The 26,482-nt window shown below is 70.2% G+C and carries 26 protein-coding genes and 2 pseudogenes; 20 read left to right on the top strand and 8 right to left on the bottom strand.

Annotated elements, in window-relative coordinates; all coding sequences use genetic code 11:
• Positions 1–18 precede the first annotated feature (18 nt).
• From ACZ6R9_RS17930 to ACZ6R9_RS17915, 4 genes are read left to right on the top strand one after another with little or no spacing between them, the layout of a single operon-like run.
• Entirely contained in the window at positions 19–1,173 is a 1,155-nt protein-coding gene (locus tag ACZ6R9_RS17930; RefSeq protein WP_465538830.1) for a glycosyltransferase, read from the top strand.
• Complete coding sequence (locus ACZ6R9_RS17925) at positions 1,170–1,874, top strand: hypothetical protein (protein ID WP_465538829.1); 705 nt, start codon at positions 1,170–1,172, stop codon at positions 1,872–1,874. The genes ACZ6R9_RS17930 and ACZ6R9_RS17925 overlap by 4 nt, the downstream gene beginning before the upstream one ends.
• A complete protein-coding gene (locus ACZ6R9_RS17920) occupies positions 1,871–3,106 on the top strand; it encodes a glycosyltransferase (RefSeq protein ID WP_465538828.1) in 1,236 nt (411 codons plus the stop codon). Before ACZ6R9_RS17925 ends, ACZ6R9_RS17920 begins: the two co-directional genes overlap by 4 nt.
• The gene (locus ACZ6R9_RS17915; protein ID WP_465538827.1) at positions 3,103–3,984 is read left to right on the top strand and encodes a glycosyltransferase family protein; all 882 of its coding nucleotides are present in this window, start codon (positions 3,103–3,105) and stop codon (positions 3,982–3,984) included. Before ACZ6R9_RS17920 ends, ACZ6R9_RS17915 begins: the two co-directional genes overlap by 4 nt.
• On the opposite strand, the gene ACZ6R9_RS17910 is transcribed toward ACZ6R9_RS17915, so the two are convergent.
• Both ACZ6R9_RS17910 and ACZ6R9_RS17905 read right to left on the bottom strand, forming a co-directional pair.
• Positions 3,942–4,442 carry a P-loop nucleotide/nucleoside kinase family protein gene (locus ACZ6R9_RS17910; protein ID WP_380485337.1) on the bottom strand — a complete coding sequence of 167 codons (501 nt, stop codon included), beginning with the start codon at positions 4,440–4,442 and terminating at the stop codon, positions 3,942–3,944. The genes ACZ6R9_RS17915 and ACZ6R9_RS17910 overlap by 43 nt on opposite strands.
• Before the next feature lie 386 nt (positions 4,443–4,828).
• Positions 4,829–6,352 (bottom strand): CehA/McbA family metallohydrolase, encoded by a 1,524-nt coding sequence (locus ACZ6R9_RS17905; RefSeq protein ID WP_465538826.1) that lies wholly within the window; start codon positions 6,350–6,352, stop codon positions 4,829–4,831.
• A 533-nt stretch (positions 6,353–6,885) separates the two neighbouring features.
• On the opposite strand from ACZ6R9_RS17905, the gene ACZ6R9_RS17900 reads away from it, so the two are divergent.
• The 5 genes from ACZ6R9_RS17900 (at position 6,886) to ACZ6R9_RS17880 (ending at position 11,435) form a co-directional block, all read left to right on the top strand.
• Positions 6,886–8,550 (top strand): ATP-binding protein, encoded by a 1,665-nt coding sequence (locus ACZ6R9_RS17900; RefSeq protein WP_380485333.1) that lies wholly within the window; start codon positions 6,886–6,888, stop codon positions 8,548–8,550.
• Positions 8,547–8,954 carry a roadblock/LC7 domain-containing protein gene (locus ACZ6R9_RS17895; RefSeq protein WP_380485331.1) on the top strand — a complete coding sequence of 136 codons (408 nt, stop codon included), beginning with the start codon at positions 8,547–8,549 and terminating at the stop codon, positions 8,952–8,954. Before ACZ6R9_RS17900 ends, ACZ6R9_RS17895 begins: the two co-directional genes overlap by 4 nt.
• 13 nt (positions 8,955–8,967) lie before the next feature.
• A complete protein-coding gene (locus ACZ6R9_RS17890; protein WP_380485328.1) occupies positions 8,968–9,318 on the top strand; it encodes a DUF742 domain-containing protein in 351 nt (116 codons plus the stop codon).
• The gene (locus tag ACZ6R9_RS17885; RefSeq protein WP_380485326.1) at positions 9,299–9,916 is read left to right on the top strand and encodes a GTP-binding protein; all 618 of its coding nucleotides are present in this window, start codon (positions 9,299–9,301) and stop codon (positions 9,914–9,916) included. Before ACZ6R9_RS17890 ends, ACZ6R9_RS17885 begins: the two co-directional genes overlap by 20 nt.
• A gap of 73 nt (positions 9,917–9,989) precedes the next feature.
• Positions 9,990–11,435, top strand: a complete 1,446-nt coding sequence (locus ACZ6R9_RS17880) for a cytochrome P450 (protein WP_380485324.1) — start codon at positions 9,990–9,992, stop codon at positions 11,433–11,435.
• A 70-nt stretch (positions 11,436–11,505) separates the two neighbouring features.
• Here ACZ6R9_RS17880 and ACZ6R9_RS17875 read toward each other — a convergent pair whose 3' ends face one another.
• A complete protein-coding gene (locus tag ACZ6R9_RS17875) occupies positions 11,506–12,216 on the bottom strand; it encodes a lytic polysaccharide monooxygenase (protein WP_465538825.1) in 711 nt (236 codons plus the stop codon).
• 126 nt (positions 12,217–12,342) lie between these two features.
• Positions 12,343–13,026, bottom strand: coding sequence for a class I SAM-dependent methyltransferase (locus tag ACZ6R9_RS17870; RefSeq protein WP_465538824.1), 684 nt, complete (start codon positions 13,024–13,026; stop codon positions 12,343–12,345).
• Between the two features lie 123 nt (positions 13,027–13,149).
• On the opposite strand from ACZ6R9_RS17870, the gene ACZ6R9_RS17865 reads away from it, so the two are divergent.
• On the top strand, positions 13,150–14,289 hold the full coding sequence (locus tag ACZ6R9_RS17865; RefSeq protein ID WP_465538823.1) for a sensor histidine kinase: 1,140 nt from the start codon (positions 13,150–13,152) through the stop codon (positions 14,287–14,289).
• A complete protein-coding gene (locus ACZ6R9_RS17860) occupies positions 14,286–14,930 on the top strand; it encodes a response regulator (protein ID WP_380485316.1) in 645 nt (214 codons plus the stop codon). Before ACZ6R9_RS17865 ends, ACZ6R9_RS17860 begins: the two co-directional genes overlap by 4 nt.
• Before the next feature lie 184 nt (positions 14,931–15,114).
• On the opposite strand, the gene ACZ6R9_RS17855 is transcribed toward ACZ6R9_RS17860, so the two are convergent.
• Positions 15,115–16,515: a uracil-xanthine permease family protein gene (locus ACZ6R9_RS17855; RefSeq protein WP_465538822.1), complete on the bottom strand. Its 1,401-nt coding sequence runs from the start codon at positions 16,513–16,515 to the stop codon at positions 15,115–15,117.
• Between the two features lie 440 nt (positions 16,516–16,955).
• Here ACZ6R9_RS17855 and ACZ6R9_RS17850 point away from each other — a divergent pair, with 440 nt between their 5' ends.
• From ACZ6R9_RS17850 to ACZ6R9_RS17840, 3 genes and pseudogenes are all read left to right on the top strand, one after another.
• Positions 16,956–17,195, top strand: a complete 240-nt coding sequence (locus ACZ6R9_RS17850) for a hypothetical protein (RefSeq protein WP_465538821.1) — start codon at positions 16,956–16,958, stop codon at positions 17,193–17,195.
• Positions 17,107–17,289, top strand: a pseudogene (locus ACZ6R9_RS17845) (hypothetical protein); the annotation flags it as partial. The gene ACZ6R9_RS17850 and the pseudogene ACZ6R9_RS17845, both read left to right, overlap by 89 nt.
• 46 nt (positions 17,290–17,335) lie before the next feature.
• Positions 17,336–17,896 carry a hypothetical protein gene (locus ACZ6R9_RS17840; RefSeq protein ID WP_465538820.1) on the top strand — a complete coding sequence of 187 codons (561 nt, stop codon included), beginning with the start codon at positions 17,336–17,338 and terminating at the stop codon, positions 17,894–17,896.
• A gap of 88 nt (positions 17,897–17,984) precedes the next feature.
• On the opposite strand, the gene ACZ6R9_RS17835 is transcribed toward ACZ6R9_RS17840, so the two are convergent.
• On the bottom strand, positions 17,985–18,260 hold the full coding sequence (locus ACZ6R9_RS17835) for a hypothetical protein (RefSeq protein WP_465538819.1): 276 nt from the start codon (positions 18,258–18,260) through the stop codon (positions 17,985–17,987).
• 255 nt (positions 18,261–18,515) lie between these two features.
• Positions 18,516–18,911, bottom strand: a complete 396-nt coding sequence (locus ACZ6R9_RS17830) for a hypothetical protein (protein ID WP_465538818.1) — start codon at positions 18,909–18,911, stop codon at positions 18,516–18,518.
• Positions 18,912–18,966: 55 nt separating this feature from the next.
• On the opposite strand from ACZ6R9_RS17830, the gene ACZ6R9_RS17825 reads away from it, so the two are divergent.
• The 3 genes and pseudogenes from ACZ6R9_RS17825 to ACZ6R9_RS17815 all read left to right on the top strand — a co-directional run bounded on the left by ACZ6R9_RS17825 (position 18,967) and on the right by ACZ6R9_RS17815 (position 21,737).
• Positions 18,967–20,679, top strand: a complete 1,713-nt coding sequence (locus ACZ6R9_RS17825; protein ID WP_465538817.1) for a hypothetical protein — start codon at positions 18,967–18,969, stop codon at positions 20,677–20,679.
• A gap of 122 nt (positions 20,680–20,801) precedes the next feature.
• A pseudogene (locus tag ACZ6R9_RS17820) lies at positions 20,802–21,451 on the top strand (winged helix-turn-helix domain-containing protein); the annotation flags it as partial.
• Positions 21,423–21,737 (top strand): ALF repeat-containing protein, encoded by a 315-nt coding sequence (locus ACZ6R9_RS17815; protein ID WP_465538816.1) that lies wholly within the window; start codon positions 21,423–21,425, stop codon positions 21,735–21,737. The pseudogene ACZ6R9_RS17820 and the gene ACZ6R9_RS17815, both read left to right, overlap by 29 nt.
• Here the strand turns inward: ACZ6R9_RS17815 and ACZ6R9_RS17810 are convergent.
• Entirely contained in the window at positions 21,725–21,853 is a 129-nt protein-coding gene (locus ACZ6R9_RS17810; RefSeq protein ID WP_465538858.1) for a hypothetical protein, read from the bottom strand. The genes ACZ6R9_RS17815 and ACZ6R9_RS17810 overlap by 13 nt on opposite strands.
• Positions 21,854–22,283: 430 nt before the next feature.
• Between ACZ6R9_RS17810 and ACZ6R9_RS17805 the strand changes: the two genes are divergently transcribed.
• Genes ACZ6R9_RS17805 through ACZ6R9_RS17795 form a run of 3 tightly spaced genes read left to right on the top strand, consistent with a single transcriptional unit; the run spans position 22,284 to position 25,327 of the window.
• Positions 22,284–22,691: a sugar dehydrogenase complex small subunit gene (locus ACZ6R9_RS17805; protein WP_465538815.1), complete on the top strand. Its 408-nt coding sequence runs from the start codon at positions 22,284–22,286 to the stop codon at positions 22,689–22,691.
• A gap of 19 nt (positions 22,692–22,710) precedes the next feature.
• Entirely contained in the window at positions 22,711–24,408 is a 1,698-nt protein-coding gene (locus tag ACZ6R9_RS17800) for a GMC family oxidoreductase (RefSeq protein WP_465538814.1), read from the top strand.
• 13 nt (positions 24,409–24,421) lie between these two features.
• Positions 24,422–25,327, top strand: coding sequence for a nuclease (locus ACZ6R9_RS17795; RefSeq protein WP_465538813.1), 906 nt, complete (start codon positions 24,422–24,424; stop codon positions 25,325–25,327).
• Positions 25,328–26,482 lie beyond the last annotated feature (1,155 nt).

Below are 26,482 nucleotides of genomic sequence, written 5' to 3'. Positions count from 1 at the left end.
AGAAGGAAGGCCCTGGCGATGCGCCTGCTGTACTTGCTCAACGTCTCCAACTCCAGCCGCCTGACCGCTGACTCCGGCTTCACCTTCGCCGACCTGCTCGCCCCCGCCCTGGCGGATGCCGGAGTGGAGGTGACCGTGGCCTCCCCGGTCCCGACCGGCGACGAGCGCGTGCACTTCACTCGGACCACGTCGCCGTCCACCAAGTACCGGGCCCGCTTCAACCCGGGCATGGGCACCCTGGTGCGGCTGTTCCGCCGTCACCAGCCCGAGGTCGTGGTAGCCAACCAGATCGAGGCCGCACCCGCGATCCGCGCCGCGCTCCTGGAAGCCGGTGTGGACGCGCTGATCGCCGGCTACTGCCATTACCTGCCGTTCTCCTTCACCGAAACCGGCCAGTTGGAGTTGGACCCGGCAATGAACGGCGGCGGGCTCGGCCGCAGTGTGCTGCTGGCCTTCGCCGCCGGCCTGGCGGCCTGCGACCGCGTCCTGGTCCACTCCGGCACCGCCGCGTCGTGGACCGCCGCTGTCGCCGCCCGCACGGGAGTTGAGCTCGCCGAGAAACTGCACGTGGTCCCCGCACCGAGGGACGAGCGCCTGGTGCGCGACCCGGCCGAGATCGTCCCGCCTCAGGGCCGCGCCACCGGTGTCTACAACCACCGCCTGTACGCCCACTACGGCACCGCCCGCTTCACTCAGCTCGCCCGCCGCCTCGTCGCCGAGGCTCCGGTGCGGCTCACTGTGATGGACCTGTTCGGCACACGCAGCCCCGAGCGGATCCGCCTGGACCCCAGCCCCGAGCGGCACTTGGAGGAGCTCGCTTCCGTGGACGGCGTCGCGATCGCCTCCGACCGCGGTGACCGCATCCGCTACCGCAACCTGCTGGCCGGCGCCGACTTCGGCATGGCGCCCTTCCGGCCCGGATGCCCCTGGTCCATGTCGGTGATCGACTGCCAGGCGATGGGCCTGCCCGTCATCGGCCCGCGTAGCGGCCGGCTGGCCGAGCACATCGACCCTGAGCTGCATTTCGACACCGATGACCAGGCCGTCCGGATCGCCGAACGCCTCGTCACCGACCCCGAGTTCTATCTGGTACACGCCGGGCGCGCGCACGCCTCCACCACCGAGCTCACGCCCGCCGCAGTGGCCGCCGACTACCTGGAGGCGATCAAGTGACCGGCTTCGACGCCGTCCAACTGTCCTACGACGAGCCACTGGCCGACTTCCTTCACACCCGCCTCACCGGGGTACTCGGTGGCAATGTCAAGCGCCTGCATGGCGTGCGCGGGATGCGACGCGCCTACCGGCTCACCGCCGAACTGGTCGACACCGACCAGTTCTTCCTGGCCGACGGCGACTTCGCCATCGACCCCGAGTTTCCCACCGCCACGGTGGAGCCGCTGACCGACGGAGTGTCGATGCGGGTCTGGCAGGCCGTCAACCCGGTCAATGGCCTCACCTACGGCTACGGTGGACTCAAGCTCATCCGCACCAGCGCGCTGCGGGAGATGGGTCAGGCCGTCGATGTGCTGGCCGCGTTGCCCGGACGCGTCGAGTTCAGCCGGGTCACCGCCGGGACCACGCTGTTCAACCAGACCCCGTTCCACGCCTGGAAGGCGGGCTTTCGCGAGTGCGCGATGCTCGCCCGCGGCAGCGAGTACGGCATGACCGGCGCCTCCGCCCGCGAGCGCATCGACGCCTGGGCGGCCAGCACGGACGGCGACTTCGCCGACTTCGCGGCGGCCGGCGCCCGCGACGGCCTCGACTTCGCCCACATGGCGGCCCGCGACCCGAAGCAGTTCGAGACGCTCAACGACCCGCCCTGGCTGTACCAGCACTTCATCGCGCTGCACGGCGCGCAGGCGGTCGCCGGGTGAGCGCCCGTTCCGGGCCGTTGGTCCTGATCGAGCCGTACGCCCACCGAGGCGGTGGGCACCACCAGCGCTCGCTGACCGCGCTCGCCGCCGCTTACCCGGGTGCCCTGGTCATCGCCCTGGAGGGGATCGCTGGCGGCCCGGGTCCGCTGGTGCGGGCCGGCGCGTGCGTTGCTGCCGGGCCGACTGGTTCGGCGGCGAAGGCCTTGCTGGCCGCGGCGCGAGCGGCGGCTCGCTTCTCGGTCACCGGTCAGCAGGTCTTCGACTCACGAAGCTGGTCGGTGAAGGTCCGTCGGCTTCCGCACCAGTTCACTCTGATCGCCCGGTGCCTGACCGAAGCCGCCTGCCTTCGAACCGCTCGCCGCTTCGCCCCGCGCCCGGCAGCGGTGGTGATCCTCAGCGCGAGCGAGGCCCTGCACGGTGCCGCCGCCCTGCTCGGCGGCACCCCGCACCTGCGGTTCATCCACGAGCTGGTCACCGCCGAGGACCTGCCCGTCCGGCTGCTCGGCCGGCTCGCCCGCCGATGGGAGAGGCGCACGGTCGCGCTGTACCCGACCGCCGCTGTCCGCGACCAGCTCGCGTCGGCCTTCCCCCGTCTGCGCGGCCAGGTGCGGAGCTTCGCGGTCGATGACGGCCGACGGCTGACCGAGGCCGAACGCGAGGGTGCCCGCGCCGCCTTCGCCATTTCCGCCGACGCGACGGCGGTGTGCCTGGTCGGTGGCTGGTGGCCGTACAAGGACATCGCCACCATCGACGGTGCCCTCGCCCGCCTCACCCGGCCGCTGCACGTCCTGGTGTGCGGCACCCCGCTGGACGAGAACCTGCTTGCCCGGTGGCGCCAACTGCGCCAGGTGACCCTCCACATCGTGCCTGGCCCGGTTGACGAGCAGGTGCTGCGGCTGGTGTACGCCGCTGCCAACGCCGCTGTGGTGGATCGGTGCCCCGGCGTGGGCAAGGAGTCCGGACTGGTCATGGACGCTGCCCGGCTCGGGGTCCCGTTGATCCTCTCCGACCACGACCCGGACCTGACCGAGCAGTTGGCCGACCAGCGGTGGGCCCGGCTCTTCCCGGTCAGCGACCCGGAAGCCCTCGCCGATGTGTTGGACCGGCTTGTCACCGAGGCTCTCGACCGGCCAGGACCGCAGGCATCCGGAGCGCTGGACATGCCTACGGCCGCCGAGCAGACCGCCTACCGCACCGACACCTACGACCACCTGACGAAGGAGTGCCGATGACGCCCGCCCTGGTCGCGGTGATCGGAGCGGTCGAACCGGCCCTCCTGACCGCCTGGACCGCCCACTACCGCCGGCTCGGCATCGAGAGCTTCCACCTCGCCTTCCACTTCCCCGACCACGTCCCCGACGCTTGGCGCCGCCAACTGCTGGCCACCGCTCGGGAACTCGACCTCCCCAGCCCTCAGGTCAGCACGGGCCCGTGGCACGAGCACACCAACACCGAACTGCGCGACGCGCTGCGCGAACAGGCCGGCCCCGGCTGGCACCTGATCGCCGACTCCGACGAGTTCCACACCTACCCGGCCCCGCTCAGCGAGGTGACCACGATGGCGGAGGAGAACGGTCGAGCGGTGGTGGGCGGGCTGATGCTCGACCGCGTGAGTGCCGATGGCCGCCTCGGCCTCTGGCGCCCTGAGATCGGGCTCGACCGTGCCTTCCCGATCGGCGGACACCTCACCCACCGCCTCCTGCGCGGAGACCCCCGCAAGATCGTCCTTGCCCTCTCGGACGTCGCCCTCGCCTCAGGCAACCACCGCGCCCCCGGCCGCAGGCCCGACCCGCACGCACTCGCGTGTGTGCACCACTTCAAGTGGCGCGCCGGTGTCCTGGATGACCTGCGCCGTCGCGTCGAGCGATTCACCTCCGGCATCTGGACCGAGCACACCCCAGCCGTACGGACCGAGGCCGCCCGGCTGCTACAGCACATCGACCGGCACCACGGCCGCATCGACGTCTCCGACCCCCGCCTTGCCTTCCGGCATGCCACCCTCGACCGCCTGCCGGACGGCTGGGCCGCCGAAGCCGCTCGGATCACCACCACCTGGCGCCCGCCGGGTCAGAGCCGGCCCGGCTTGACGATCTCCTCGCCCTCGCCGTGAGGCGCCTCGAAGCGGGCGAAGAAGTCGTCGAGGGCCTGCGGCGTCACGATCAGCGCGTTCGCGTCGCCTCGTTGGTTGCGCTCGGCCAGCCTGCGCAGCAGCTCCTCTCGCGCGACCGGGAAGTACAGTAGCCGCCACCGCCCGCCGGCCGACTCCACCAACTGCTTCATCGCGTCGCGGTCCTTGCGCGGCCACAGTCCGTGGTCCCACACCACGTCCCGGCCCTCGCCGACCAGCTCGACCAGCCGGTCGTGCAGCTCGGCGACGACTGGGGCTTCCTTGTCGAAGTAGGCGTGCTCCGGGTAGTCGACACCGTACCGACCGTGCCGCTCGTGGACGACCTCGTCCACCGACAGACGCACCGCTCCCCGCGGCTCCAGCTCCCGCTGGGCATAGGTGGTCTTCCCCGAACCGGTGAGCCCCACCAGCAGGAACACCACCGGACCGCGCTCGCTCACTGTCAACTCTCCTCACCACCACCAGCGTTCACCGGCCAGTCTGCCACCACCGGCCCGCCCGTGACCGCCGCCAGCCAAGGAGTCCCGGCACGCCGGCCCTGTACCTGGAGGACCCCACCAACCTCGGCCACACCACTGCCGTCCGCCCCCGCCACGTCCACGCCGCCTTCCAAACGCCGACCGCGCCGCTGGCCGGGCTGGTGAGCCAGACCGAACTCGCCACCACCCGGGTCAGAGAAACAGCTACTGAGCCGTGCCGTGCTGACGCGGGGCGCGGCAGGCGTGATGGCCTTTGTGTGGTCAGGCCCGGCTCTGCGCTGCTTCGTGGAGCCGGGTCGGCAGAGCAATCAGTCGGGTTCGCTCGTTCGGAGGTTGGGTGCGGTGCGTCAAGAGATGTGCAGCACAATCGGGTTGGTGAGTGCTGCCATCGGCCCCCAGGGCAGGTCGGGGCCCAGGGAGTTGCCCTTGCCCGGGGTGCCGTCGGGTTTGGGGTGGCGGACTTCGGCGCGGACGTAGGTGGCCAGGGAGGCGGTGGTACGCCAGGTGACGGTGCCGGTGCCGGTGGTGGGGAGGGATTCCTGGTGGAGCTGGCCCTCGTCGGTGATCAGGCGGACGGTGCCGTTGGGGACGCCGGTGACGGTGAGGCGGATGTCCACGGGGGCGTCGGCGGGGACGGTGAGGCGTTCGCCGATGGTGGCCTGGCGGCCGTGGCCGGTGGCGGTGAACTCCAGGGTGACGGCGGCGGATTCGGCGAGCCAGCTGTGGCCGGCGCGGAGGGCGGCGAGGACGGCGGTGCGGTGGAGGTCGTCGGCGAGGACGACGTTGTGCGGGGTGCCGATGGGTTGTGGGGCGCTGTGGGCGTCGCTGTTGCCGAGGGCGGGTAGCCAGTCGCGGCCTTGGCGCAGGGCGGTGGCGAGGTTGGCGTCCCAGGTGTCGAGGGCGGATTCGTCGTCGTACGTCCAGGGGCCGTTCCACACCTCGACGGCGTCGGTGTCCTGGTAGCCGAACTTCCACTGGCAGGCGACGTAGGGGCAGTAAGGGTGGGCGGCGACGACGAGGCCGCCGGAGCGGTGGACCTGGCGGGCGAAGCGGGGGAACTGGTCGTCGCGGGCCCGGTAGCGCCAGTCGACGAACTGGCCGGGTGCCAGGCCGAGGGCCAGCCAGTGGCCGTTGCGGGTGGTGACCTCCTCGCCGGGGAGGATCAGCAGGTCGGGGCCGGCCAGTGGGCCCCAACTTCCGTGTGAGGAGGAGGTGTTGTGGTCGGTGGAGACGATGAAGTCGAGGCCGGCGACGCGCGCCCCGGCGGCGACCTCGGCGGGCAGTCGGCGGCCGTCGGAGTGCACCGTGTGCAGGTGGCAGTCGCCCCGGTACCAGGCCCGGCCGCGGCCGCGGGCCCGCTCCGGCGGGTAGGCGGGGACGAAGGCCGGGCCGGGGGTGCCGAACCGGAGGGTGACCTGCACGGTGCAGGTCAGTCCGGCGGGGGCGATCTGGTAGGGGCCGAGCACGATGTGCCAGGTGCCGGGATTGATCGGCCCGGGCAGGTAGCCGGGGGTGGCGGTCTCGCGGGACAGACTGAACTCGGTGCGGAAGCCGCCCGACCATCCCCGGAAGCCCTCGCCGCCGAGGGAGGTGCCGCGTTCGTCGAAGATGCCGATGTCGCAGGAGTTGCCGGGCGTGCCGGGCGGGACGGGGGGCCGGTCGTAGCGGTAGGAGACCTTGATCTCCCGTACTCCACGCGGGACTTCGAACGGCAGGTGGACGAAGTCCGGTGATCCGGTGGGTAGTTGGGCGGTCAGGGTGATCACCTGGTCCGGGGCGGCGGCCGAGGCCTCGACGGCCTGACCGATGGTTCCCGGAAGCGGGGCCGCGGTGGCCAGGCCGGCGCGCAGCAGCGTGCGACGGGCCGTCAATTGGTGCTTACTGGGCGGTACATGAGGCACGATGATCTCCGCTGGGCAGGACGATCGAGGGTCGCCCGGCTGCCTACCCCGCGGGGTGAACGGGCGGTGAGGTGCGGCCCGCCGGCAGGTGAGTGTGCGGCATGAATATGACGAACTGATCATCCGTCAGTAATATGGCGATCACGGCTCGTTCCTCCTCGACGGGGGTGCGGGCCGCGTCGTTGTCACCGCCGAGCGCGGCCCTAGCAGCATCCGGGGCGTGGCGGTGAAGGATCGCCGCGACTGCCGCTCGTCCGGGTGAATCCGGGGTGGGAGGCTGCCGCGGGGTGCCTGGTGCGACAAGCCTAAGAGCCCCGGCGAGGGGCGCACGAACCGTTCCGCGGGGTGTGCGACACCCGCCGCCAGCAGGACAACTCTGCTGGTGGAAAGGGATGCTGACGAACCATCAGCACGGTCGGACACCGGCTATGCTGCTTCGCGCCCGGGCCCCGCCGCACCGCCCGGACTCGCGTTTCCATCCCTTTGACCGTATGAGGACACCGATGCTTCGACCCGGATCGTCGCCAGGAAACCGGCTGCCCGCAGCCGTACTCGTCGGCCTGCTGCCCGCGGTCGTGATCGGCGCGACGGCGGCTCTCGCCGCGACCGCCGGGCCCGGGCAGGCGATCTCGGGGATCCTGCTGTGCGGTCTGGTGGGCGCCGCGGCCGTGGCGGCGGCCGGCCTCGAAGCGGTGCGCCGGGGACGGGCGTTGGAGCAGGCCCGCGCGGACAGCGCCCGGCAGGAGGAGGAGGTGCTCCAGCGGCTGGCCCGCCAGCAGGCCGGCATGATCCACCTGGCCAAACACGAGCTGCCCGAGGCGATCGACCGGCTCCAGCGCGGCGAGTTCATCACCGACGTGCTCCGCTCCTACGAGCAGCGCCACCTGGCCAACGTCGGCGAGGACTTCCACGAGGCCCGGCACGCCGTGGTGCGCTCCGTCCTCAACGCCGTCGACAACGAGGAGGCGATGCGCGAGTCCGCCCAGCGCGCGTTCGTGAACATCGCCCGCCGCGTGCAGGCGATCGTCCACCGGCAGGCCGTCGACATGCGGGAGATGGAGATGCGGCACGGCGACCTGCCCGCCGTCTTCAACGACCTGCTGGTCCTCGACCACGGCAACGCGCTGATCGGCCGCCTCGCCGACTCGATCGCCGTGCTCGGCGGCGCCCGCCCCGGCCGCCAGTGGAGCCGGCCCGTCCCGCTGTACAGCGTGCTGCGCGGCGGCATGTCCCGGATCCTCGACTTCCGCCGGGTCGAACTGCACCCGGTCTCCGAGGTCGCCATCGTCGGCCCCGCCGTCGAACCGCTGATCCACGCGCTGGCCGAACTGCTCGACAACGCCACCCGCTACTCGCCGCCGCAGACCAACGTCCACCTCACCGCGGTCGAGGTGCAGACCGGCATCGCGATCGAGATCGAGGACGGCGGCCTCAGCCTCGGCGAGGAGGGCCGCGCCCGGGCCGAACGGATGCTGGAGAAGGCCCAGTCCGGCATCGACCTCAACGACCTCGGCGAGACCCCGCGACTCGGCCTCGCGGTGGTCGGCCGACTCTCCCGCGCCTACGGCTTCCAGGTCTCGCTGCGCCCGTCCGCGTACGGCGGCGTGCGCGCCGTGCTGATCGTCCCGCAGCGCTACATCACCACCGCGCCCGCGCCCAGCCGCGCCCACGGCATCGGCCGGATGGCCACCGGTCACCCGATGGCGGACCGCAGGGCCGCCAGGCAATCGGAGAACCCGGTGTGGAGCCCGCCCGCCGAGGAGCCGGCCGCCGGTCACAGCCCGGCAGCGGCCCCCGTCCCGTCCGCCCCGACCCACACCCCGTCCGGCGGATTCGCCGCCGCCTCGGCCTTCCCGTCCGCCGGAAGCCGGCCGTGGATGTCCGCGCCGTCCCCGGGCGAGGACGACTACCCGGTGGTGACCGAGCGCACCGCCAACGGTCTGCCGCAGCGCCGCCGCCACCCCACGCAGCTGCGCGGCCCGGGCGCCCGCCGGCTGCGGCAGGCCCCCGTGCCCGCACCCGCACCCGCACCCGCACCCGCCGCCGAGCCGGTCCAGCCCGGCCTGTGGCTGGCCGCGTTCACCGAAGGGATCAACGGCACCACGACCGGCGGCCCGGCGGACGGCCAGCACGCCAGTGAACAGTCAGCAGGGAAAGGCGAGAAGTGATTCAGCAACGGACCAACATGGACTGGATGCTCAGGGACCTCGCGGAGAGTGTCCCGTACGCGCGGCACGCCATCGTCCTGTCGGCCGACGGCCTGCGGCTGGCCCAGTACGGCACCGACCCGGACACCGCCGACCGGCTGGCCGCGGCCTGCGCCGGACTGCAGAGCCTGGCGCACGCGGTGGGCAACGAGTTCCCGCACGGCGACGGGCGGATGCGGCTGGTGGTGATCGAGGTCGGCGGCGGATTCTTCTACCTGATGGCGGCCGGATCCCGGGCGTTCCTCGCGGTGCTCGCCGACGAGGGCGTGGACGCCGGACTGGTCGGCCAGCGCATGCGCGACCTGGTCGCGCGGATCGGCGAGCACCTCACCACACCGGCCCGCACCGGCGAACAGCTCGCGTGAGTCGGGGCCCCCGATGAGCAACCAGGACTGGGAACAGAGCGGCCCCGAGCGGTTCTTCGTGATCAGCGGGGGCCTCGACGGTCAGCACAGCACGGACTTCGACCTGGTCACGCTGATCATCGCCCGTTCCCGGCCCGAGCCCACCATGCAGCCCGAGCACGCGGCGATCCTGCGGATCTGCGGCTCGCCGCTCTCGGTGGCCGAGGTCTCCGCGTACCTGCGGCTGCCGAACAGCCTGGTCATCGTCATGCTGGCCGACCTGTTCGCCGCGCACCGGATCGAGGCCCGTGCCCCCATCCCGCCGGCCGCCCTTCCCGACCTTTCCCTGTTGGAGGCAGTGATCCATGGACTTCAGCGGCTCTGAGCCGGTGCGCGGGCCGCGCGAGGCCGAACTGCTCCCGGCCACCGTGGCCACCGCCGTCAAGATCGTCATCGTCGGCGGCTTCGGAGTCGGCAAGACCACCCTGGTCGGTTCGGTCAGCGAGATCCGCCCGCTGACCACCGAGGAGACCATGACCGAGGCCGGCGTCGGCATCGACGACCTGGCCGGGGTGGAACGCAAGAGCTCCACCACCGTGGCGATGGACTTCGGCCGGATCACCATCAGCGACCAACTGGTGCTGTACGTCTTCGGCACCCCCGGCCAGGAACGCTTCTGGTTCCTGTGGAACGGCCTGTTCGAAGGCGCGCTCGGCGCGGTCGTGCTGGTCGACACCCGACGCCTGGAGGTCAGCTTCGACGTCCTGGGCCGGCTGGAGGACCGCGGCGTGCCGTTCGTCGTCGCCGTCAACTCCTTCCCCGAATCCCCGGCCTACCCGCTCGACGAACTGCGCGGCGCGCTCGACCTGCCGCCGCACGTGCCGATCGTCGAGTGCGACGCCCGCTCCCGGGAGTCCAGCCGCGATGTGCTGATGGCGCTGATGCGCTACCTGTACGAACTCGCCGCCCAGCCCGTCGGCTGACGCCCCCCACGCCGGCCGCCGTCCAGCCCGTCGGCCGACGCCCCCGCACGCCCCGATCTCCTGGAGAGCTCCCGTGATCCCCGAAGAGCGCACGTACAACGGCGCCGTCCCCCCGCCCGGCTGCCCGGCCCACGGCGCCACGCCGCTCCACCAGGACGAGCTGCGGCGGCTGTTCGGGCCGGAGGCCGAGGCCGACCCGTCCGGCCTGTACGAGAAGCTGCGCGCCGAGCACGGCGACGTCGCGCCCGTCCTGCTGCACGGCGACCTGCCGGCCTGGCTGGTGCTCGGCTACTCCGCCAACCTCACCGCGATGCGCACCCCGTCCCGGTTCTCCCGCGACTCCCGCCGCTGGACCGAGTTCCAGGAGGGTCGGGTCGCCCCCGACTCGCCGGTGCTGCCGGTCATCGCCTGGCAGCCGACCTGCTCGTTCGTGGACGGCGAGGAGCACCGCCGGCTGCGCACCGCCGTCACCGACGGCCTCAACGGCTTCGACCGGCGCGGCATGCGGCGCTACGTCACCCGCTTCGCCGATCAGCTGATCGCCGACTTCGGCACCGGCGGGCAGGCCGAATTGGTCTCCCAGTTCGCCGAGCACCTGCCGATGCTGGTGATGACCCAACTCGTCGGCATGCCCGAGGAGTACGGCCCGCGGCTGGTCGAGGCCGCCCGCGACCTGGTGCGCGGCACCGAGACGGCCGTCGCCTCCAACGAGTACGTGGTCGAATGCCTGCGCCGCACCATGGACCGCAAGCGCTCCGACCCCGGGGCCGACCTGGTCACCCGGCTGATGCGGCACGAGTCCGCGCTGAGCGAGGACGAGGTGCTTCAGCACCTGCGTTCGGTGCTGCTGGCCGCCAACGAGACCACCATCAACCTGATCGCCGAGACGCTGAAGATGGTCCTCACCGACGGCCGCTTCCGCGCCCACCTGTCCGGCGGCCAGATGACCCTGCCGGACGCGCTCGACCAAGTCCTGTGGGACGCCCCGCCGTTCATGCTGGTCCCGGGCCGCTGGGCGACCGGCGACACCGAGCTCGGCGGCCGCAGGATCAAGGCGGGGGACATGCTGCTGATCGGCCTGGCCGCCGGAAACGCCGACCCGGCGGTGCGGCCCGACCTGAACAAGCCGCTGTTCGGCAACCGTTCGCACCTGGCGTTCGGCAGCGGACCGCACGAGTGCCCCGGCCAGGAGATCGGCCGGGCGATCGCCGAGACCGGCATCGACATCCTGCTCACCCGGCTGCCCGATCTCCAACTCGCGGTCGAGGAGGATGAGTTGGTGTGGCGCGGCAACTGGATGTCGCGGCACCTGACCACGCTGCCGGTCAGCTTCACCCCGCGCACCGCGCTCCAGCCGCAGGACCCGACCACCACCGCCAGCGCCCCGGTGATCTCCACCCCCGCGCCCGCTCCGCACACCCCGCCCGCCGGGTACGCCCCGCTTGCCGAACCCGTGCGCGCCGTGCCGGAGCAGCGCCAGGGCTGGTGGGCCAAGCTGGCGGCCAAGCTACGGGGCTGATCGCTCGGACGGCCGCCCGGAGACCCTCCCCCACAGGGGGTCGCCGGGCGGCCGTGTCGTTCCGGGGAGGCTACTTGCAGGCCCCGAGATCCTCCCAGACACCCCACTGGCCGGTGGAGCCGGGCTGTTCGCCCTGGGTCCACCACTTGGCACGCCAGGTGTGGTTGCCGTAGGAGACGCTGTCGCCGCCGTTGTAGACCCGGGCCGGATCCCAGCCGGCGGCGGTGCAACTTCCGTTGCCGCCACCGGGGTTGCCGCCGCCGGTGCCGCCGATGTTGACGTCGATGCAGGAGTAGAACGCGTTGGCGGTGTCCGAGACGTTCCACACCGCGAGGACCTTCTGCCGGCCGGTGCGGCCGCCGAAGTTCACCTGGTGGCTGACGTCCGCCGGGGGCTGGGCGTTGTTGCCGGAGAACTGGGCGATCAGTTGGCTGCCGATGAAGTACTGCCAGTTCGCGGTGGCGTGACGGGCCGTCAGGTGCCAGCTGAAGGTCTGGGTGGAGGACACGTTGGTGACCTGCCAGCCCTTGGAGTCGTCGTCCAGCTCGGCGTACTCGGAGTGGCCGCCGCTGCAGCTGAACAGGCCCTTCGGGCCCTCGACGCTCTGCGGTTCGTACTTGATCTGCCCGCAGACCACGACCTCGTTGGCGCACTGCGCCTGCCGACTGGCCGGGTCGGTGACCCAGCCGTGGGCGTTGGCGGTGCCGGCCGACATGGTCAGCCCGAGCAGCGGGGCGACCAGCGCACCGATCGCGGCGGTCACCTTCCTGTTTGCCTTCATCTCCGTACCTTCCTGATGTGGGGTCAGGGCGCTTCTTCCGGAGGCCGGTCGGGGCGGGGCCGGGAGAGCGGTCATTGGTCTGGACCGGATGCGCCGAGGGAGACGATAGCGGCGCCCGGCGCGAGGTCAAGAGCTTGCGCCGGACGGGCCTTCCGGACGCCCGGGGAGGTGCAGCTGCCAGACCCGGGCCGGAGGGAGGTTCGCCAGCACCGTACGGCTGCCGGTCGCCCCCGCCCGCAGATGGACGGCCACGGCGCGTTCCACCGCCGCGTGCCGGTGGGCCTCGGCGCGCGTGGCGAACAGTGCCCGGGCGCGACGGGTGCCGAGGTAGGCGAACCAGGTCAACGTCCCGCCAGGGTGCAGCAGTTCGAGGTAGCGGGCCATGATGCGGTCGGCCTGCGCGGGCGTGAAGTTGGTCAGCGGCAGGCCGGAGACGATCACGTCGTAGCGCCGGTCGGTGGCCAGTTCCTCCACGTACGCCTGGTGCACCGCCACCCGGGCGGCGCTCTGCCCGGCCACCAGCTCGCGCAGCCGGGCGGCGAACCGCGGATTGGCCTCCACCACGTCCAGCCGTGCGCCGCGCGGCAGTTGGGGCAGCAGTACGCGGGTGACGGCGCCGGTGCCCGCGCCGGCCTCCAGGACGTCGATCGGGTGCGGGGCGCGGGCCCGCACCGGGGCGGACAGGGCCCGGGCGAGAGCCCGGCTGCTGGGGGCGACCGCGCCGGTGGTGCGCAGGTCGCGAACGGCTTCGCGGAGGAACGCCCAGCCGTCGGCCCGGGGCCGCGGCGGCGGAGTGGTCTGCTCGGTCATGGCTTCGACGCTAGGAACGCGCCGCGCCCCGCCGATCCGCCGTCGGGCGGCCGTCCCTATCGACGAAAGTCGGTGGTGCGCACGGCCGTTCGGCGATCCCACCGACCGGGAACACTGCCTAGCATGGACGCCGTGACGTGGTGGAGAAGCCCACTGTGGGCGACCGCCGGACGGGCGGCGGTGCTGGCATTCCTGGTGGTGACGATCAACCACAACAGCGCCCAACTCGGCGACGAGAGCGAGCGGTTGACGATCACCGTGGCCGCGGCGAGCTGCGCCGCGATTCTGACGGTTCCTCAATTACGCCTGTCAGCCGCTCCGTTGGTGTCCGTGGTGATGACGGCGCGCTGGGGCTGGCTGGTCGATCTGCTGCTCGCCGTGGTGATGTTCGACCTGGCGGTGGCCCGGCGCACCAGGCTCGCGCTGCTCTGCGCGGCGATCGCGCCGGCGGGAAACCTGGCCGGGCTCCGGGCCGCCTCGGTGTGGGTCGGGCAGCGGTGGCTGTCCACGCTGACGGTGCTGCTGTTCGGGCTGGTGCTCGGCCTGTGGCAGGGCAACCGGCGCCGCCTGGTGCAGACCCTGGCCGGGCAGGTCGAACAGCTGCGGGTGGAGACCCGGCTGCGCGAGGACGCGGCGCGCGCCGCCGAACGGTCCCGGATCGCCGCCGAGATGCACGACGTCCTCGCCCACCGGCTCAGCCTGATCGCCCTGCACACCGGCGTCCTCGCCACCCGCGGCGCCGCGCTGCCCGGCCCGGTCGCCGACCGGCTGGCCGTCCTGCGCACCGCCTCCGTCGAAGCACTCACCGACCTGCGCGAGGTGCTCGGCGCGCTCCACGACCCGCACGCCGCACCCGCCGACGCACCCGCCGTCCGTGAGGTCGCCGCGCTGGTCGAGGACGCCCGCGCCGCCGGGCAGCAGATCGCGCTGACCGTCACCGGACGGGCGCCGGACGCGCCGACCACGCACCGGCTGGCCGCCTACCGGATCGTCCAGGAGGCGCTGACCAACGCCCGCAAGCACGCCGACGGGGCGCGGGTGGAGGTCCGGGTCGACTACCGGCCGCCCGCCACCCTGGTCGAGGTCAGCAACGGCGCGGGCACCGCCGCGTCCACCGCCGTGGACTCCGGCTACGGCCTGGTGGGCCTGCGCGAACGCGTCACCGCGCTCGGCGGCCGGCTCGACGCCGGCCCGGCCGGCACCGGCTCCTGGCGGCTGTCCGCCCGCCTCCCGCACCCCGCTCCGAAGGACGGCCCCGCATGATCCGCACGCTGGTCGTCGACGACGACGCACTGGTCCGTCTCGGCCTGACCGATCTGCTCGACGGCGACCCCGGCATCGAGGTGGCCGCGCAGGCCGCCGACGGCCTCCAGGCGCTGGAGCGGGCCACCGCCCACCGGATCGACGTCGCGCTGGTCGACATCCGGATGCCCCGGATGGACGGCATCACCGCCACCGCCCGGCTGCGCGCCCTGCCGGCCGCGCCGAGGGTGATCGTGCTGACCACCTTCGACCTCGACCGGTACGTCTACGACGCGCTGGCCGCCGGCGCGGACGGGTTCCTGCTGAAGGACACCGACCCCGCCGAGATCCTGCGCGCCGTCCACCTGGTCGCGGCGGGCTCCGCGATGCTCCACCCGGCCGCGGCGCGCCGCGTCATCGACCGCTACCACGCGAGCGGCCGCACCGCCGCGACCGCCGCCCGGGCCCGCCTGGAGCGGCTCACCCCGCGCGAGCGCGAGGTGCTGGCGCTGCTCGCCGAGGGCCTCGCCAACGCCGACATCGCCGGGCGCCTCGCGATGCGCGAGAGCACCGTCAAGGCACACGTCAGCCGGATCCTCACCGCGCTCGGTGTCAGCAACCGCGTCCAGGCGGCGCTGCTGGCCCGGGACGCAGGCGGTTGACGGACCGCGGGTCGGGATGCGGGCGGTTGACGGACCGCCGGCCGGGATGCGGGCGGTTGACGGACCGCCGGCCGGGATGCGGGCGGTTGACGGACCGCCGGCCGGGACGCCGAACCCCGCCGACCGGCATGGTGCGGTCGGCGGGGTTCAACGGGCCCGGGCGCTCCGGCAGTTGCGCGGAGGATCAGCTCTCCGGGCGGTTGTCGTCGTCGTAGGCGCTGGTGCCCTCGTCGAGCAGCGGGCCGTTGGCCGGCGTCGGGTGCTTGAGGTGGGCCGGGGCCATCGCGCGCAGGACGTGGTAGCCGGTCAGGACGATCAGGGTGCCCAGGGCGATGCCGCCGAGCTCGAAGTTGTTGGTGATCTTCAGGTTGACGTTGCCGATGCCGACGATCACGCCCGCCGCGATCGGGACCAGGTTCAGCGGGTTGGTCAGGTCCACCTTGTTGTGGATCCAGATCTGCGCGCCGAGCAGGCCGATCATGCCGTACAGCACCACCGTGATGCCGCCGAGCACACCGCCCGGGATCGCCGCGATCACCGCGCCGAACTTCGGGCACAGGCCGAACAGGATCGCGAAGCCGGCCGCGCACCAGTACGCCGCCGTCGAGTACACCCGGGTCGCCGCCATCACGCCGATGTTCTCCGCGTACGTGGTGGTCGCCGGGCCGCCGACCGCCGTGGACAGCACGGTGGCCGCGCCGTCCGCCATGATCGCGGTGCCCATCTTGTCGTCCAGCGGGTCACCGGTCATCTCGGAGACCGCCTTCACATGGCCGGCGTTCTCGGCGATCAGCGCGACCACCACGGGCAGCGCCACCAGGATCGCGGACAGCGAGAAGCTCGGGGCGTGCAGCGAGGGCAGGCCGATCCAGTCCGCCTTGCCGACACCGGAGAAGTCGAGGCGCCAGTGGTCGACGGCCGCGCCGCCACCGACCGCGGAGTGGATCTGCCCGAAGATCCGGTCGAACAGCCAGGACACCACGTAGCCGAACACCAGACCCAGGAAGATCGCGATCCGCGACCAGAACCCCCGCAGCACCACCAGGGCAAGCCCCGTGAAGAACATCGTCAGCAGCGCCACCCACTGGTCCTGCGGCCAGTACACGCCCGCCGCGACCGGCGCCAGGTTGAAACCGATCAGCATGACCACCGCACCGGTCACGATCGGCGGCAGCACCGTGTGGATCACCTTCGCGCCGAAGCCCTGCACCACCGCGCCGCACGCCGCCAGCACCGCACCGACCACCAGCAGCGAACCGGTCAGCGTCGCCGCATCCCCGCCCTGCGCCTTGATCACGGCCGCCACACCCACGAACGACAGGCTGGAGCCCAGGTAGGACGGGATCCGGCCGCTCGTCACCAGCAGGAAGAAGATCGTCGCGACACCGGAGACCATCACCGCCAGGTTCGGGTCCAGCCCCATCAGCACCGGGGCGACGAAGGTGGCGCCGAACATCGCCACCACATGCTGCGCGCCCAGCCCGATCGTGCGCCCCCACGACAGCCGCTCGTCCGGCTTCACCACCGCCCCGGGCTGCGGGGCGCGGCCATCCCCGTGCAGCTTCCACCCGAACGCGACCTTCATGTCCCTGCCTCGTCTCTGTGCTCTACCGTGCGAAACCCTGGTGGGCGACCATGCAACCGGTCGCGACATGATCTCCTATCGCTCCCACCGCCCTGACCTCGGGGGATCACCCGACCGGCGGTATCGCAGAACTCGCCATCCCCGGTTACCCACCGTCGCTGAAGGCGGCAGGAAGAGTGGGGGTCGGCATCGACGACGAATACGACCGTGTCGACTGAACCGCGCGGTACACGCGTGGAACTTGACGTGGGTGCAGTCGCTCGCGGACGAGTGCCAGCGTTGCGACGTGGCGTCCCTGGCCGGCCTGGACTCGTCCGTCTTTCACCGCGACTACCACCAGCGCATGGTCCAGGAGATGCAAGAAGCCCTGCGGAAGGTCTCGCGCCAACGAGGCCATCCAGCTGCGGCTGGACTGCATCGGCCGTTACGGCGGGCTGCCTGTGCTCTGGCACGACCAGACCAAGGTCGGAAACCTGAACGCGGCCATCCGCATCCCCGACCGGCTCATGGAGCGGCTTGAGGCACGCCGCCGCAAGACCCTGGCCCACTTCGCCGTCCGCCACACCGGCCGCGCGCCCGCCCCCGCCGAGCGTGCTCACCTGGCCCTGTTCCCCACCGACATGCTCAACCCAGACGGCCGTCGCGCCCTCCTACACCTGGTTCCATACCGGCCTGCGTAACTGGATCACCGACCTGGGCGGCCACTACGTCGCCCACCAAGCCCGGCACACGCTGGCGACCCGGCTGCTGAGGGCCGGGGCGAGTCTGACCCACATCCGCCGCTATATGGGGCAGGTCAGCGATCGAATGGCGGAGCATTATGTCCACCCTGACCCAGTCCGACCTCGACGACGTCCTCCAACGCGTCTGGGTCGCCGGCCCCGGCACCGCCAACCCCGGCAAACTCCTCACCGAGACCGCCACCCCACTCACCCGAGAGCAGGCCCAGGCCCTCGCGATCGACCTGTCCCGACGCAGCACCCCGGCCGAGGGCGGGTTCTGCACCTTCCAGCCCGTCGTCGACGGTGGCGCCTGCCTCTGGAACCTGGACTGCCACAACTGCGACAAGTTCGTCCTGTCCGGTGCCGACCTCATCTACTGGCGGCGCAAACGTGAGCAGTGGCGGCTGCTGGTCGAAGGCGCCCCCGACGACGCCACCGCCGACTACCTTCACCGCTACTTCGAACACACCGCCCGCGCCATTCACGGCCTGGAGAGCGCGCTGGTCGGACTCGGCCTCCTCGACGACGCCCTCGCCCTCGACCTGCGTAAACCCCAGGACTACTTCCACGGCGTCTTGTCCACCGCCTTCCGTGCCGCCGACCTCGCCGAGCAGGACCAGGCCGGCGATACCTCCGACGAACAGGAGCGATGCGCGTGACCACCACCGTCCCCGATCCGCGCACGGCGCCCCTTTGCCGCCCGCCACCGCACCACCGACGCCGCCCTCGGACGGGTCCGCGACGCCATCACCCGGCTCCGCGCGCGAGAAGACCCAGGTCAGCGTTGCTGCCGTCGCCCGCCGCGCGAACGTGTCCCGAACCTTCCTCTACGATCACCCCGACGCCAGAGCCGCTGTCGCCACAGCGATGGCCGAAGCCGACGAACGCCGGACCCAGATGGTCGCCGATCAGGACGAGGAGCGCGAGGCGACCTGGCGCGAGCGGGCTCTGAACGCCGAGGACGCCCTCAAATCCGCCCACGCCGAGATCCTTACCCAGCGCTCCCGCATTGGCGAACTTCATGGCCAAGTCCGCGACTTGGAAGCTGAATGGACTCAGGAGGCGCTCCGAAGGATCACTGCCGAGAACACCATCCTCAAGCAACGCGTCCGCGTGGCGCGCACTCGGCCCTGTATGACGCTCAGCCCCTTGGCGCTCCGGGCAGCGCTGGCGTCTCGGGATGCGCCCTGCGAACGAACGATGCAGGGTCGAGTAGGGGGATGGTGTCCATCGAGAGGAAGCAGCCAGAGCAGCACCACGTTCGGATTGCATGTCGACCTAGAGGCGCCGTGGGAACGCAATGTCAGACGTGTTGAAGAAGAGTGCTGCGAATGCCGCGATGAGTGCGGTGAGCGCCAGGCCGGCCGAGAGATGGCTTGGATGTCTTGCGAACAAGTAGTAGGCCGCGAGTGTGGAAACGGCGATGGCAGCAATTGCGAGCAGGCTGATGAAGCGGTTGTTCACCAGTCCGACGGATGCCGCCGCGACCATGGTGATGCCCGCGCTCAGCCCGGAGATCTTCAGGTCGCTAGTGTTTGCCGCCATCAGCCCCAGCAGAACCATGAGTGCGATGAACCCGATCAGCTTTAGCACTTCCGTCAGATCGAGGTCAAGGTCAAGGTCGACCTTGGATAGCGATACCGAAAACATGGGCTTGTTCTGAGGAGATGCCATGATTAACATGTTCGCCATGGGTAAAGATTTCCGCAAGACGGATTAGGCCAAGCGCATGAGTAATGACCAGTGGTGCCCTACGGTGCCGCCCACTCCTGCGGACTTAACGCTTGATGAGGCGGCCGTCGCGCTTCTCGGCAACCCGAAGGCCTGGCGGCTTCGCGCTGTTGAAAGGATCGAGCTTTCCAGTGCGCTCTGGTCGGAGCGCACCCGGGAAATTCATGTCAAACCTCTCAGAGAGGCCATCTCCGGGAGTTTCGGTGCGATCGACGGCTGCAGGCAGGGCTGCGAGGAAGATCCGGTCCGGCATCTGAGAAGCATCCTCAGCTTCCCCTTGGATCGTAGATTTCGGCCAACTCCCGACAGTGCTTCTATAATTCTTCCGATTGCTGACATGCCGTCGATCCCGCTCCTCGATCTCCATATCAGCATCGACGGAAAGGAGCAGTACAGGATCCCGCTTGATGAGAGCGCGAGAATCCAGGCCAAATACGTTGCCCATTTGGCATGCAAGGCCGGTCTCTGCGAGAGAAAAGAATTTGACGGGAATGAATCCAACCCAGGACTCCTCGATCTCCTGACTGCCATCTTCTATTTCCCGACAAGCTCCTACGAGGAGCTTTGGAACAGGCGACGCCACCCTTCGCCCAGAAGTTTGATCTTCTGGGACCGGCAGGAGGAGTCTGATGTGACGAGGGAGTACCTCCTCTCCAGTTTCGAAGAACCCTCAATTTCCGAAGAGCCGACGTCGGACGTCGTAGAGTCATACAAAGAACTGACGTCGTACATCATGGAGTCCTACGACGACTGGCGGACCGTGGCGAATAAGATTGCGGACCTCTCCAAGGGTTATGTAATTTCCGAATATGTCAGCGGTGCCGAACACCCTTTGATCTCGCTCCCCTATCTCTTCCGGGAGCTCCCATGCCGCTACAATTATCTCCAAAACTACAAGCTACCCACGGGTAAGGAGATCTGCGGAATACTTATTAGGCTGCACAAAATCTTGAAGCGCGCACAGCGCAAAGGCGACAAGAATTCCAGAGCCTTCATTTCTGCCTACTTCGGCTACGGGCTTCGCTGGACGGCTTTTGCTCGCTGTACCGTTCCGACGGACAGGCCGTTCATCATCAAAATGAGCCAAAAGCGGGCCGTTTATTTCACGAAGGCTCGGGACGAGGCGGCCGTTCCTTTGCGTGACGGTCTACGTAAGACGGCCTACACAATGATTGCTTTTGCGGACGCGGAGACGAACCATGTCAGCGTGCGCGTCGGCGACACTGCTGTCCGCCTGCATCGGCCGGAGGCCAGGGACATCCTGGGTCAGCGGATCGAAGGCCCTAAGGTCGATGAAGAGGTGAGGACGTCCGAGCTCTACCTGAGGCAGGACTCGATGCGTGAGCGCGATGATCGCATCTGGATCAAGCTTCCTCTGCGGCTGACCAGGCTTCACTCTTTCATGCTCTGGTTCACCATGCTGATCACCGCATTTGCCATATCCTTGCTCTGTTTCCGTGGCATTGCCGAGCTGAATTCAGTGACGGCCAAAGGACCCGACGGCTCAAACCAGCAGGGACTCAGTGCGAAAGATGCCGCGGTGATTCTTGTTCCAGTGGCCTTCGCCGCCACTCTCCTGTTGAGTAGGGACAGTTCAACGTTGAGCGCGCGGTTGCGGCGGATTCGCCAATTCATTCTCACGGTCGAGCTCTTCACCCTGCTTGGCCTGGCCTTCACCCTGTTCGTGGCCCACTTCATTCGCCTTGGCTGAGCCCCATCACAGAGAACCGCTGCGGCGGCCGCTGAAATCCGTCCTTTACCACTGAACTTGATTGAGCGATTTCGGAGTCGTTCGCCTGACAGCGGTTGGCGGGCTCCAGTAGTCCTTGATTCGTGAGATACGCGCAGGGCGGCGGGCTGACCGACGCCGAGAGGGCCGCGCGGGAGCGGATCCGGCTGCAGGCCGTGGAACGCTTCGAGGGCGGGGAGAAGAACAGGGAGATCGCTGTCGCGCTCCGAGTGAGCGAGCGGTCGGTCGAGCGGTGGCGCAGGGCCTGGCGCGAGAGCGGAGAGGCCGGCGTCCAGTCGAAGGGATCACCGGGTCGCCCGAGACTCGGTGAGGCCCAGATCGCCAGGCTGGAACGAGAGTTGGAACGCGGACCGCTCGCCCACGGCTGGGCGGACCAGCGGTGGACGCTCGCGCGGATCAAGACGCTGATCGGCCGGCTGTTCCACGTCTCCTACACGGTCGAGGGCACATGGTAGCTGCTCAAGCGGCACGGCTGGTCGTGGCAGCAGCCCGCCCGCCGGGCGATCGAGCGCGACGACGCGGCGGTCGAGGTCCGGAAGAAGGAGACCTGGCTGCGGGTAAGCGCACCGCGGCGGCGTGCAACAGCTGGGTTGTCTTTGAGGACGAAGCCGGGCAGTCGATGACGCCGCCGCGCGCGAGGAGCTGGGGCAAGCGATCGACGGCCTGCTGGCCATACCGGCCTTCGCCGACGAGGTGCCCCGCCCGTGGGCCCGGGCGGGGACCGCGTTGCGGCGGTGCAGACGTGGAAGGACAGCGGCCCCGCCGTCAAGCGCGCAGCCGAGGCCGCCCTGGCAGGCTCCGACTCGGATGTGGCCGCGTTCCTCGCCTCAAGCCGGACAGTCGCGTCCGAGGCGGACCTGCGCGCCAGCTATTTTTCTGACTGCCTATCGGTTCGGTTGTTTGGGAAAAGCGGGTGGCCTGCACCTCGAGGTTCAGGACACCCGCCTCAAATTCGATCATCGAAAGGGCCGGTCAAGCGATATTCTCCCGAAATGGAAGGTTTTGACTACACTTTGTAAAGTGATTCTGGATGGCGTTTTCCGTCATAGTCCCCGGTCACCCGGCCGATGCACGTAGGGCGTTCGCCGGTGCCGGATGTGCAGTATTCCTCGACTGCGGCTCTGACCTGCGTCAGGGGCAGGGCGAGAACGTGCCCACATGACGCTCGTACTCAGGCGGCGAAGAGCCCGACCACCGTCACCTCGTTCGCGACCACCGGCGCGCACCTGACGTCGAGGTGGAAGCCGCTGGTCGTCCCGAGCTTCAAGTGGCTGACCGGGATCATCTCAGTCCGCTGACCCGGGGCACGGCGCACCATCGCCTCCCGCCGGCCTCCCGCCCCGCCGGCGGGCGGGACGCCGGTTGGCATCCGAATAGGCGTACACGCGCAGCCGCCTGCACCGCGCCGTGGTGATGATGGGCCTTGTGACGCCGCCGACGTGCGGGTCCCAGCGGGCCGCCCCGGTCGAACCGGTCGTACGGGCCCTTCCCCCTCATCCCACGGAGGTCATCATGACCATGCTGCTGATCCAGGGCTCCTTCGACGAGGCGTGAGGGAGCCCGCCATGAGCGACGCCACCGACTTCCTGGCGCTGTCCGAGTTGCTGACCGGCGAGGCCTCCTTGGACGCCACGCGCTCCGACGAGTACCTCCAACGGCTCACCGCCGCCTTCCCAGCGGACGTGCCGCGCCTGCTCGACGCCTACCGCACCGCCGCCGACCAGCCCGACCCGGCCACCGCCTTGGTCGACGCCGTCAACGCCGACCCCGCTCTCGCCCGGATCACCCGGGAGACCGTCACCGTCTGGTACCTCGCCCAGTTCAGCCGGCCGGACGGCAAGCTCGACGCCCCCGCCACGGCCGCGCAGTACCAGGACGGCTTGCTCTGGCGGGTGATCAAGGCCAGGGCGCCAGGCACCACGCCCCAGCCGCCCAGCCCGGACGGCTACGGCTATTGGACCAAGCAACCGTGAGGCGAGGAGCCCGTCCGTCATGAACCCCCAGTACGACGTCGTGATCGTCGGCGGCGGAGTGGCCGGAGCCCTCGCCGCCTGCCGGATCAAGACCACCAAGCCGAACACCCGGATCCTGATCATCGACGCCGGGAAGAACGGCGTGGCCGGGCCCGACCGGGACGCCTTCGTCGACGCCTACCGGACCGCCGGGAACAAGAACGTCCCTTCCCCCTATGCCAAGCTTGACAACAACCGGCTCGGCTACGCCCCCTCCTCTGACGGCACCCCGGACCCGGTGGCGATGAACCGCTACTACGTCGAGACCGGCCCGGACCTGTACGAGAGCGGCTTCCAGCGGATGCTCGGCGGCAGCACCTGGGCCTGGCGCGGCAACAACACACCCCGCTTCCTGCAGAACGACTTCAAGCTCAACACCCTGTACAAGGTCGGCGTCGACTGGCCTATCACCTACGAGGACATCGAGCCGTACTACGTCCAGGCCGAACGGGAGCTCGGGGTCTCCGGCAACGACGCCGAGTGGACGGACCTCACCCCGCGTAGCGCCCCCTACCCGATGCCCGGCATGGCGCCCAGCTACGGCGACGAGCTGGTCCGCGCCGCCCTGTCGACCATCAGGCCGATCGACGACGTCCCGGTCACCGTGCTCACCACCCCGCAGGCCCGGCTCTCCCAGGACTACGACGGCCGTCCGGCCTGCCAGGGCAACAGCAGCTGCCTGCCCATCTGCCCCTCCGGGGCCAAGTACGACGGCGGGGTCCACATCGCCAAGGCCCTCGGCCTCGGGGTCGAGATCCGCACCGCCTGCGTCGTCACCCGGCTCGCCAAGCGGCCCGGCGACCTCGCACCGACGGTGGTCTTCAAGGACTGGAGCACCGCCGACAAGGCCGAGCAGCAGGTCGACGCCCAGCACGTCGTGCTGGCCGTCAACGGCATCGAGACGCCGAAGCTGTGGCTGCTGTCCAACCTCGACAACACCAGCGACCAGGTCGGCCGCAATCTGATGGACCACCTGGCCAATGAGGTCGTCGGCCTGTTCGGCCAGCCCCTCTACCCCTTCCGCGGCCCGCAGTCCGCCCTCGGCATCGACACCTTCCGCGACGGCAAGTTCCGCGGCAACAACGGCGCCTTCCGGATGACCATCGGCAACGACGGCTGGGGCCGCAGCGAGCCGGTGGGCCTCGCACTCGACCACGCGCTGTGGGACTCGGACAACAAGAAGATCAAGAACATCGGCCAGCCCCTCCAGCAGGCCGTCCAGGACCGCATCACCCACCAGCTGCGGTTCAGCTACTCCACCGAGCAGCTGCCGGACCCGAACAACCGCGTCACCCTTTCCGACGAGCGCGACGCCCTGGACGTCCCCCGCCCCAAGATCACCTACCGGATCGACGACTACTCCAAGCGGGCCCTCGCCTACGGCCACAGCGTCGCCCGCCGGATGTGGCAGCACCTGCAGGACACCGCCCTTGCCACCGCAGTCGAGCCCCTGCAGGCCGACCTGCGCTTCCTCGGCGCCGGCCACCTCATGGGCACCATGCGCATGGGCGCCGACAAGAGCACCTCGGTGGTGGACGCCACCGGCCGGTCCCACGACCACCCGGGCGTCTGGGTCGTCGGCTCCTCCGTCTTCCCGACGGCCGGGACCGCCAACCCCACCCTCACCCTCGCCGCCCTCACCCTCCGCACCGCGGACGCCCTCGCCAACACCCTGTGACCGGGAGGTACACATGTCCATGCTGCTCATCACCGGCACCTACCGGATCACCGGTGACTCCCCCGACGGCGACACCGTCCGCTTCTACCCGGACGACGCGGCGTTCTGGTGCGACGTCCCCGGCATGCACAAGGTCAAGCGGAACGAGCACGGCGGGGTCTCGATCCGGCTGGACGGGATCGACGCCCTCGAAACCCATTACCCGGGCGTCGGCGACTTCGTGCACCAGCCGCTCGGGCTCGGTGCGCACGCCGCCCGGAACGAACTGCTGACGTGGCTGGGCTTCACCGAGGTCGTGCGCGACGACAAGAAGGAGGAGGAGCGAGTCGACTCCTCGAAGCCCGGGGCCGTGCCGGGCTACATCCTCACCAGCGGCGCCGACGTCTACAACCGCTGCATCGCACTGGTCGGCCGGGGCGACGCGCCCAAGATCGGCACCGACCCGGATCCCGCGCGCAGCGGCACCCACCTCGACGTCACGGTCGACATGCTGCGCGCCACCGCCAACCACCACCTGCTCTCCCTCGGGTTGGTCTACCCGACCTTCTACAAGAACCTCCCCGCCGACCTGCGGCTGGACATGACCGCCACCGCGCAGCAGGCCCGGAAGGACAAGGCCCCCGACAGCGTCTGGCTGAACGACAAGACCACCAGCGGCGCGAAGATCGAGAACCTCGAATCGCTCACCGACGACCTGGTCATGCTGCCCAAGCTCTTCCGCCACCTCGTCGACTACGTCCGCGTCTTCGGCCCGGACCTGGGCGGCGTACCCGCCTTCCTGGCGGGCAAAGCGGACGAGTACACCCTCCCCGAGGACCGCAGCAAGAGGATCTTCGGCCTCCAGCACGTGGTCCAAGTGACCGACGGCACCCTCTACATGACCCACCCCATCGAGGACCTCATCTTCGCCGAGAAGTAGCACCGGCAAACACCCGGCGTCCGCGAGCCACCCCGGCCCGCGGACGCGCCGGCCGCCTCCGTGGCGGCGGTAGGGGCACGGCGCGGGCTCGCGGACTGCCGCGCCAGCCGCCGCCCGCACCCGTCGGCCAGCGCGGCCCTGCTGCCGCGGCTGCTCCAGCCATCGGGGGAGCGGCGCGCTGACCACCGTGCGTCCGGTCACTTGATCCGCTGCCAAGTGTCCTCGCCGATGATCTTCCGGGCGATGCCCAGGAGCATCGCACGCACTCCGTTGACCAGGTTTGCTCCCGAACCTCTTCAGCTACGTGTACGACTGCTTCGGAAGGTGATGTAGGGCGGCGGCAGCCTGATCGGCCTTCTCCGGGGTGTCGGACGCGTGGCAGCCTCGCATCCCACCCACTCGACGCCACAGCGGACGTACGGGCCGTCCTTACCGGCGTAGGGAGCAGCCCCAGGCAGTTGGCACCCAGATGCCCATGTCGGGACCATCCCTGAGGCGAATCTCGGCCCAGTCCTCCACGCGGATCACCCTCTCTTTCTCCTGACCTCCAAGCGTCGAAGCCAGGATGATCAAGAGATCGCCAAGCGGCCCGCGTTTGATCCGCCGTCCGTGGCCGTCGTTTTATTGCTGACATGGTGCGGATCGCCTGCTTCCCGCGCCCGCGGGGATGATCCCACGCCGGACGGAGAACGGCCCGAGGGGGCACCCTGCTTCCCGCGCCCGCAGGTTTGCAGCGTCGTCGCACCTGACCCGATCTGCGTTAAGTGCCTGGTCATCATCAGCTCTGGGGCTCGCAATTGATCGGGTGCCGCACTGGGCGCCTCGTTCGCCGACGTCTACTTCACCGACAGCCTTCTCGACCTTGCCCGCGCCACCGCTCTCGCGTCGCTGTTGAACCGCGCCGACCGCGAACGGGCCGCGACGCCGTCGGTCGGTACGGCGGGCGAAGCGCGTGCGGCGTTCGTCGCCCGCACCACCGGGGCCACCGGACCCGCTGGCCCCTGCCGGAGCGTCAGCGGGCTCCGCAGATCACCAGCGATCCGTGAGGGCGGAGAAGCTGTTCGCGGCCTTGCCGGGCGCGGCCCGCGACCTCTCGCGCCGCCTGGGAACGGTAAGGCGGCGAGTTACTGTCGGACTTCGGTCTCATCATGTTTT

The sequence above is a fragment of the Kitasatospora sp. NPDC048662 genome, assembly GCF_055587065.1.
This window is presented reverse-complemented; position numbering and strand designations above follow the sequence as displayed.

Bases quoted from the DNA above. Each gene is read 5' to 3' on its own strand.
- ACZ6R9_RS17930 (WP_465538830.1), top strand. From the start codon at position 19: ATGCGCCTGCTGTACTTGCTCAACGTCTCCAACTCCAGCCGCCTGACC.
- ACZ6R9_RS17915 (WP_465538827.1), top strand. From the start codon at position 3,103: ATGACGCCCGCCCTGGTCGCGGTGATCGGAGCGGTCGAACCGGCCCTC.
- ACZ6R9_RS17900 (WP_380485333.1), top strand. From the start codon at position 6,886: ATGCTTCGACCCGGATCGTCGCCAGGAAACCGGCTGCCCGCAGCCGTA.
- ACZ6R9_RS17890 (WP_380485328.1), top strand. From the start codon at position 8,968: ATGAGCAACCAGGACTGGGAACAGAGCGGCCCCGAGCGGTTCTTCGTG.
- ACZ6R9_RS17885 (WP_380485326.1), top strand. From the start codon at position 9,299: ATGGACTTCAGCGGCTCTGAGCCGGTGCGCGGGCCGCGCGAGGCCGAA.
- ACZ6R9_RS17875 (WP_465538825.1), bottom strand. From the start codon at position 12,216: ATGAAGGCAAACAGGAAGGTGACCGCCGCGATCGGTGCGCTGGTCGCC.
- ACZ6R9_RS17870 (WP_465538824.1), bottom strand. From the start codon at position 13,026: ATGACCGAGCAGACCACTCCGCCGCCGCGGCCCCGGGCCGACGGCTGG.
- ACZ6R9_RS17865 (WP_465538823.1), top strand. From the start codon at position 13,150: ATGGACGCCGTGACGTGGTGGAGAAGCCCACTGTGGGCGACCGCCGGA.
- ACZ6R9_RS17860 (WP_380485316.1), top strand. From the start codon at position 14,286: ATGATCCGCACGCTGGTCGTCGACGACGACGCACTGGTCCGTCTCGGC.
- ACZ6R9_RS17855 (WP_465538822.1), bottom strand. From the start codon at position 16,515: ATGAAGGTCGCGTTCGGGTGGAAGCTGCACGGGGATGGCCGCGCCCCG.
- ACZ6R9_RS17840 (WP_465538820.1), top strand. From the start codon at position 17,336: ATGTCCACCCTGACCCAGTCCGACCTCGACGACGTCCTCCAACGCGTC.
- ACZ6R9_RS17835 (WP_465538819.1), bottom strand. From the start codon at position 18,260: ATGAAGTTCGCCAATGCGGGAGCGCTGGGTAAGGATCTCGGCGTGGGC.
- ACZ6R9_RS17830 (WP_465538818.1), bottom strand. From the start codon at position 18,911: ATGGCATCTCCTCAGAACAAGCCCATGTTTTCGGTATCGCTATCCAAG.
- ACZ6R9_RS17825 (WP_465538817.1), top strand. From the start codon at position 18,967: ATGAGTAATGACCAGTGGTGCCCTACGGTGCCGCCCACTCCTGCGGAC.
- ACZ6R9_RS17805 (WP_465538815.1), top strand. From the start codon at position 22,284: ATGAGCGACGCCACCGACTTCCTGGCGCTGTCCGAGTTGCTGACCGGC.
- ACZ6R9_RS17800 (WP_465538814.1), top strand. From the start codon at position 22,711: ATGAACCCCCAGTACGACGTCGTGATCGTCGGCGGCGGAGTGGCCGGA.
- ACZ6R9_RS17795 (WP_465538813.1), top strand. From the start codon at position 24,422: ATGTCCATGCTGCTCATCACCGGCACCTACCGGATCACCGGTGACTCC.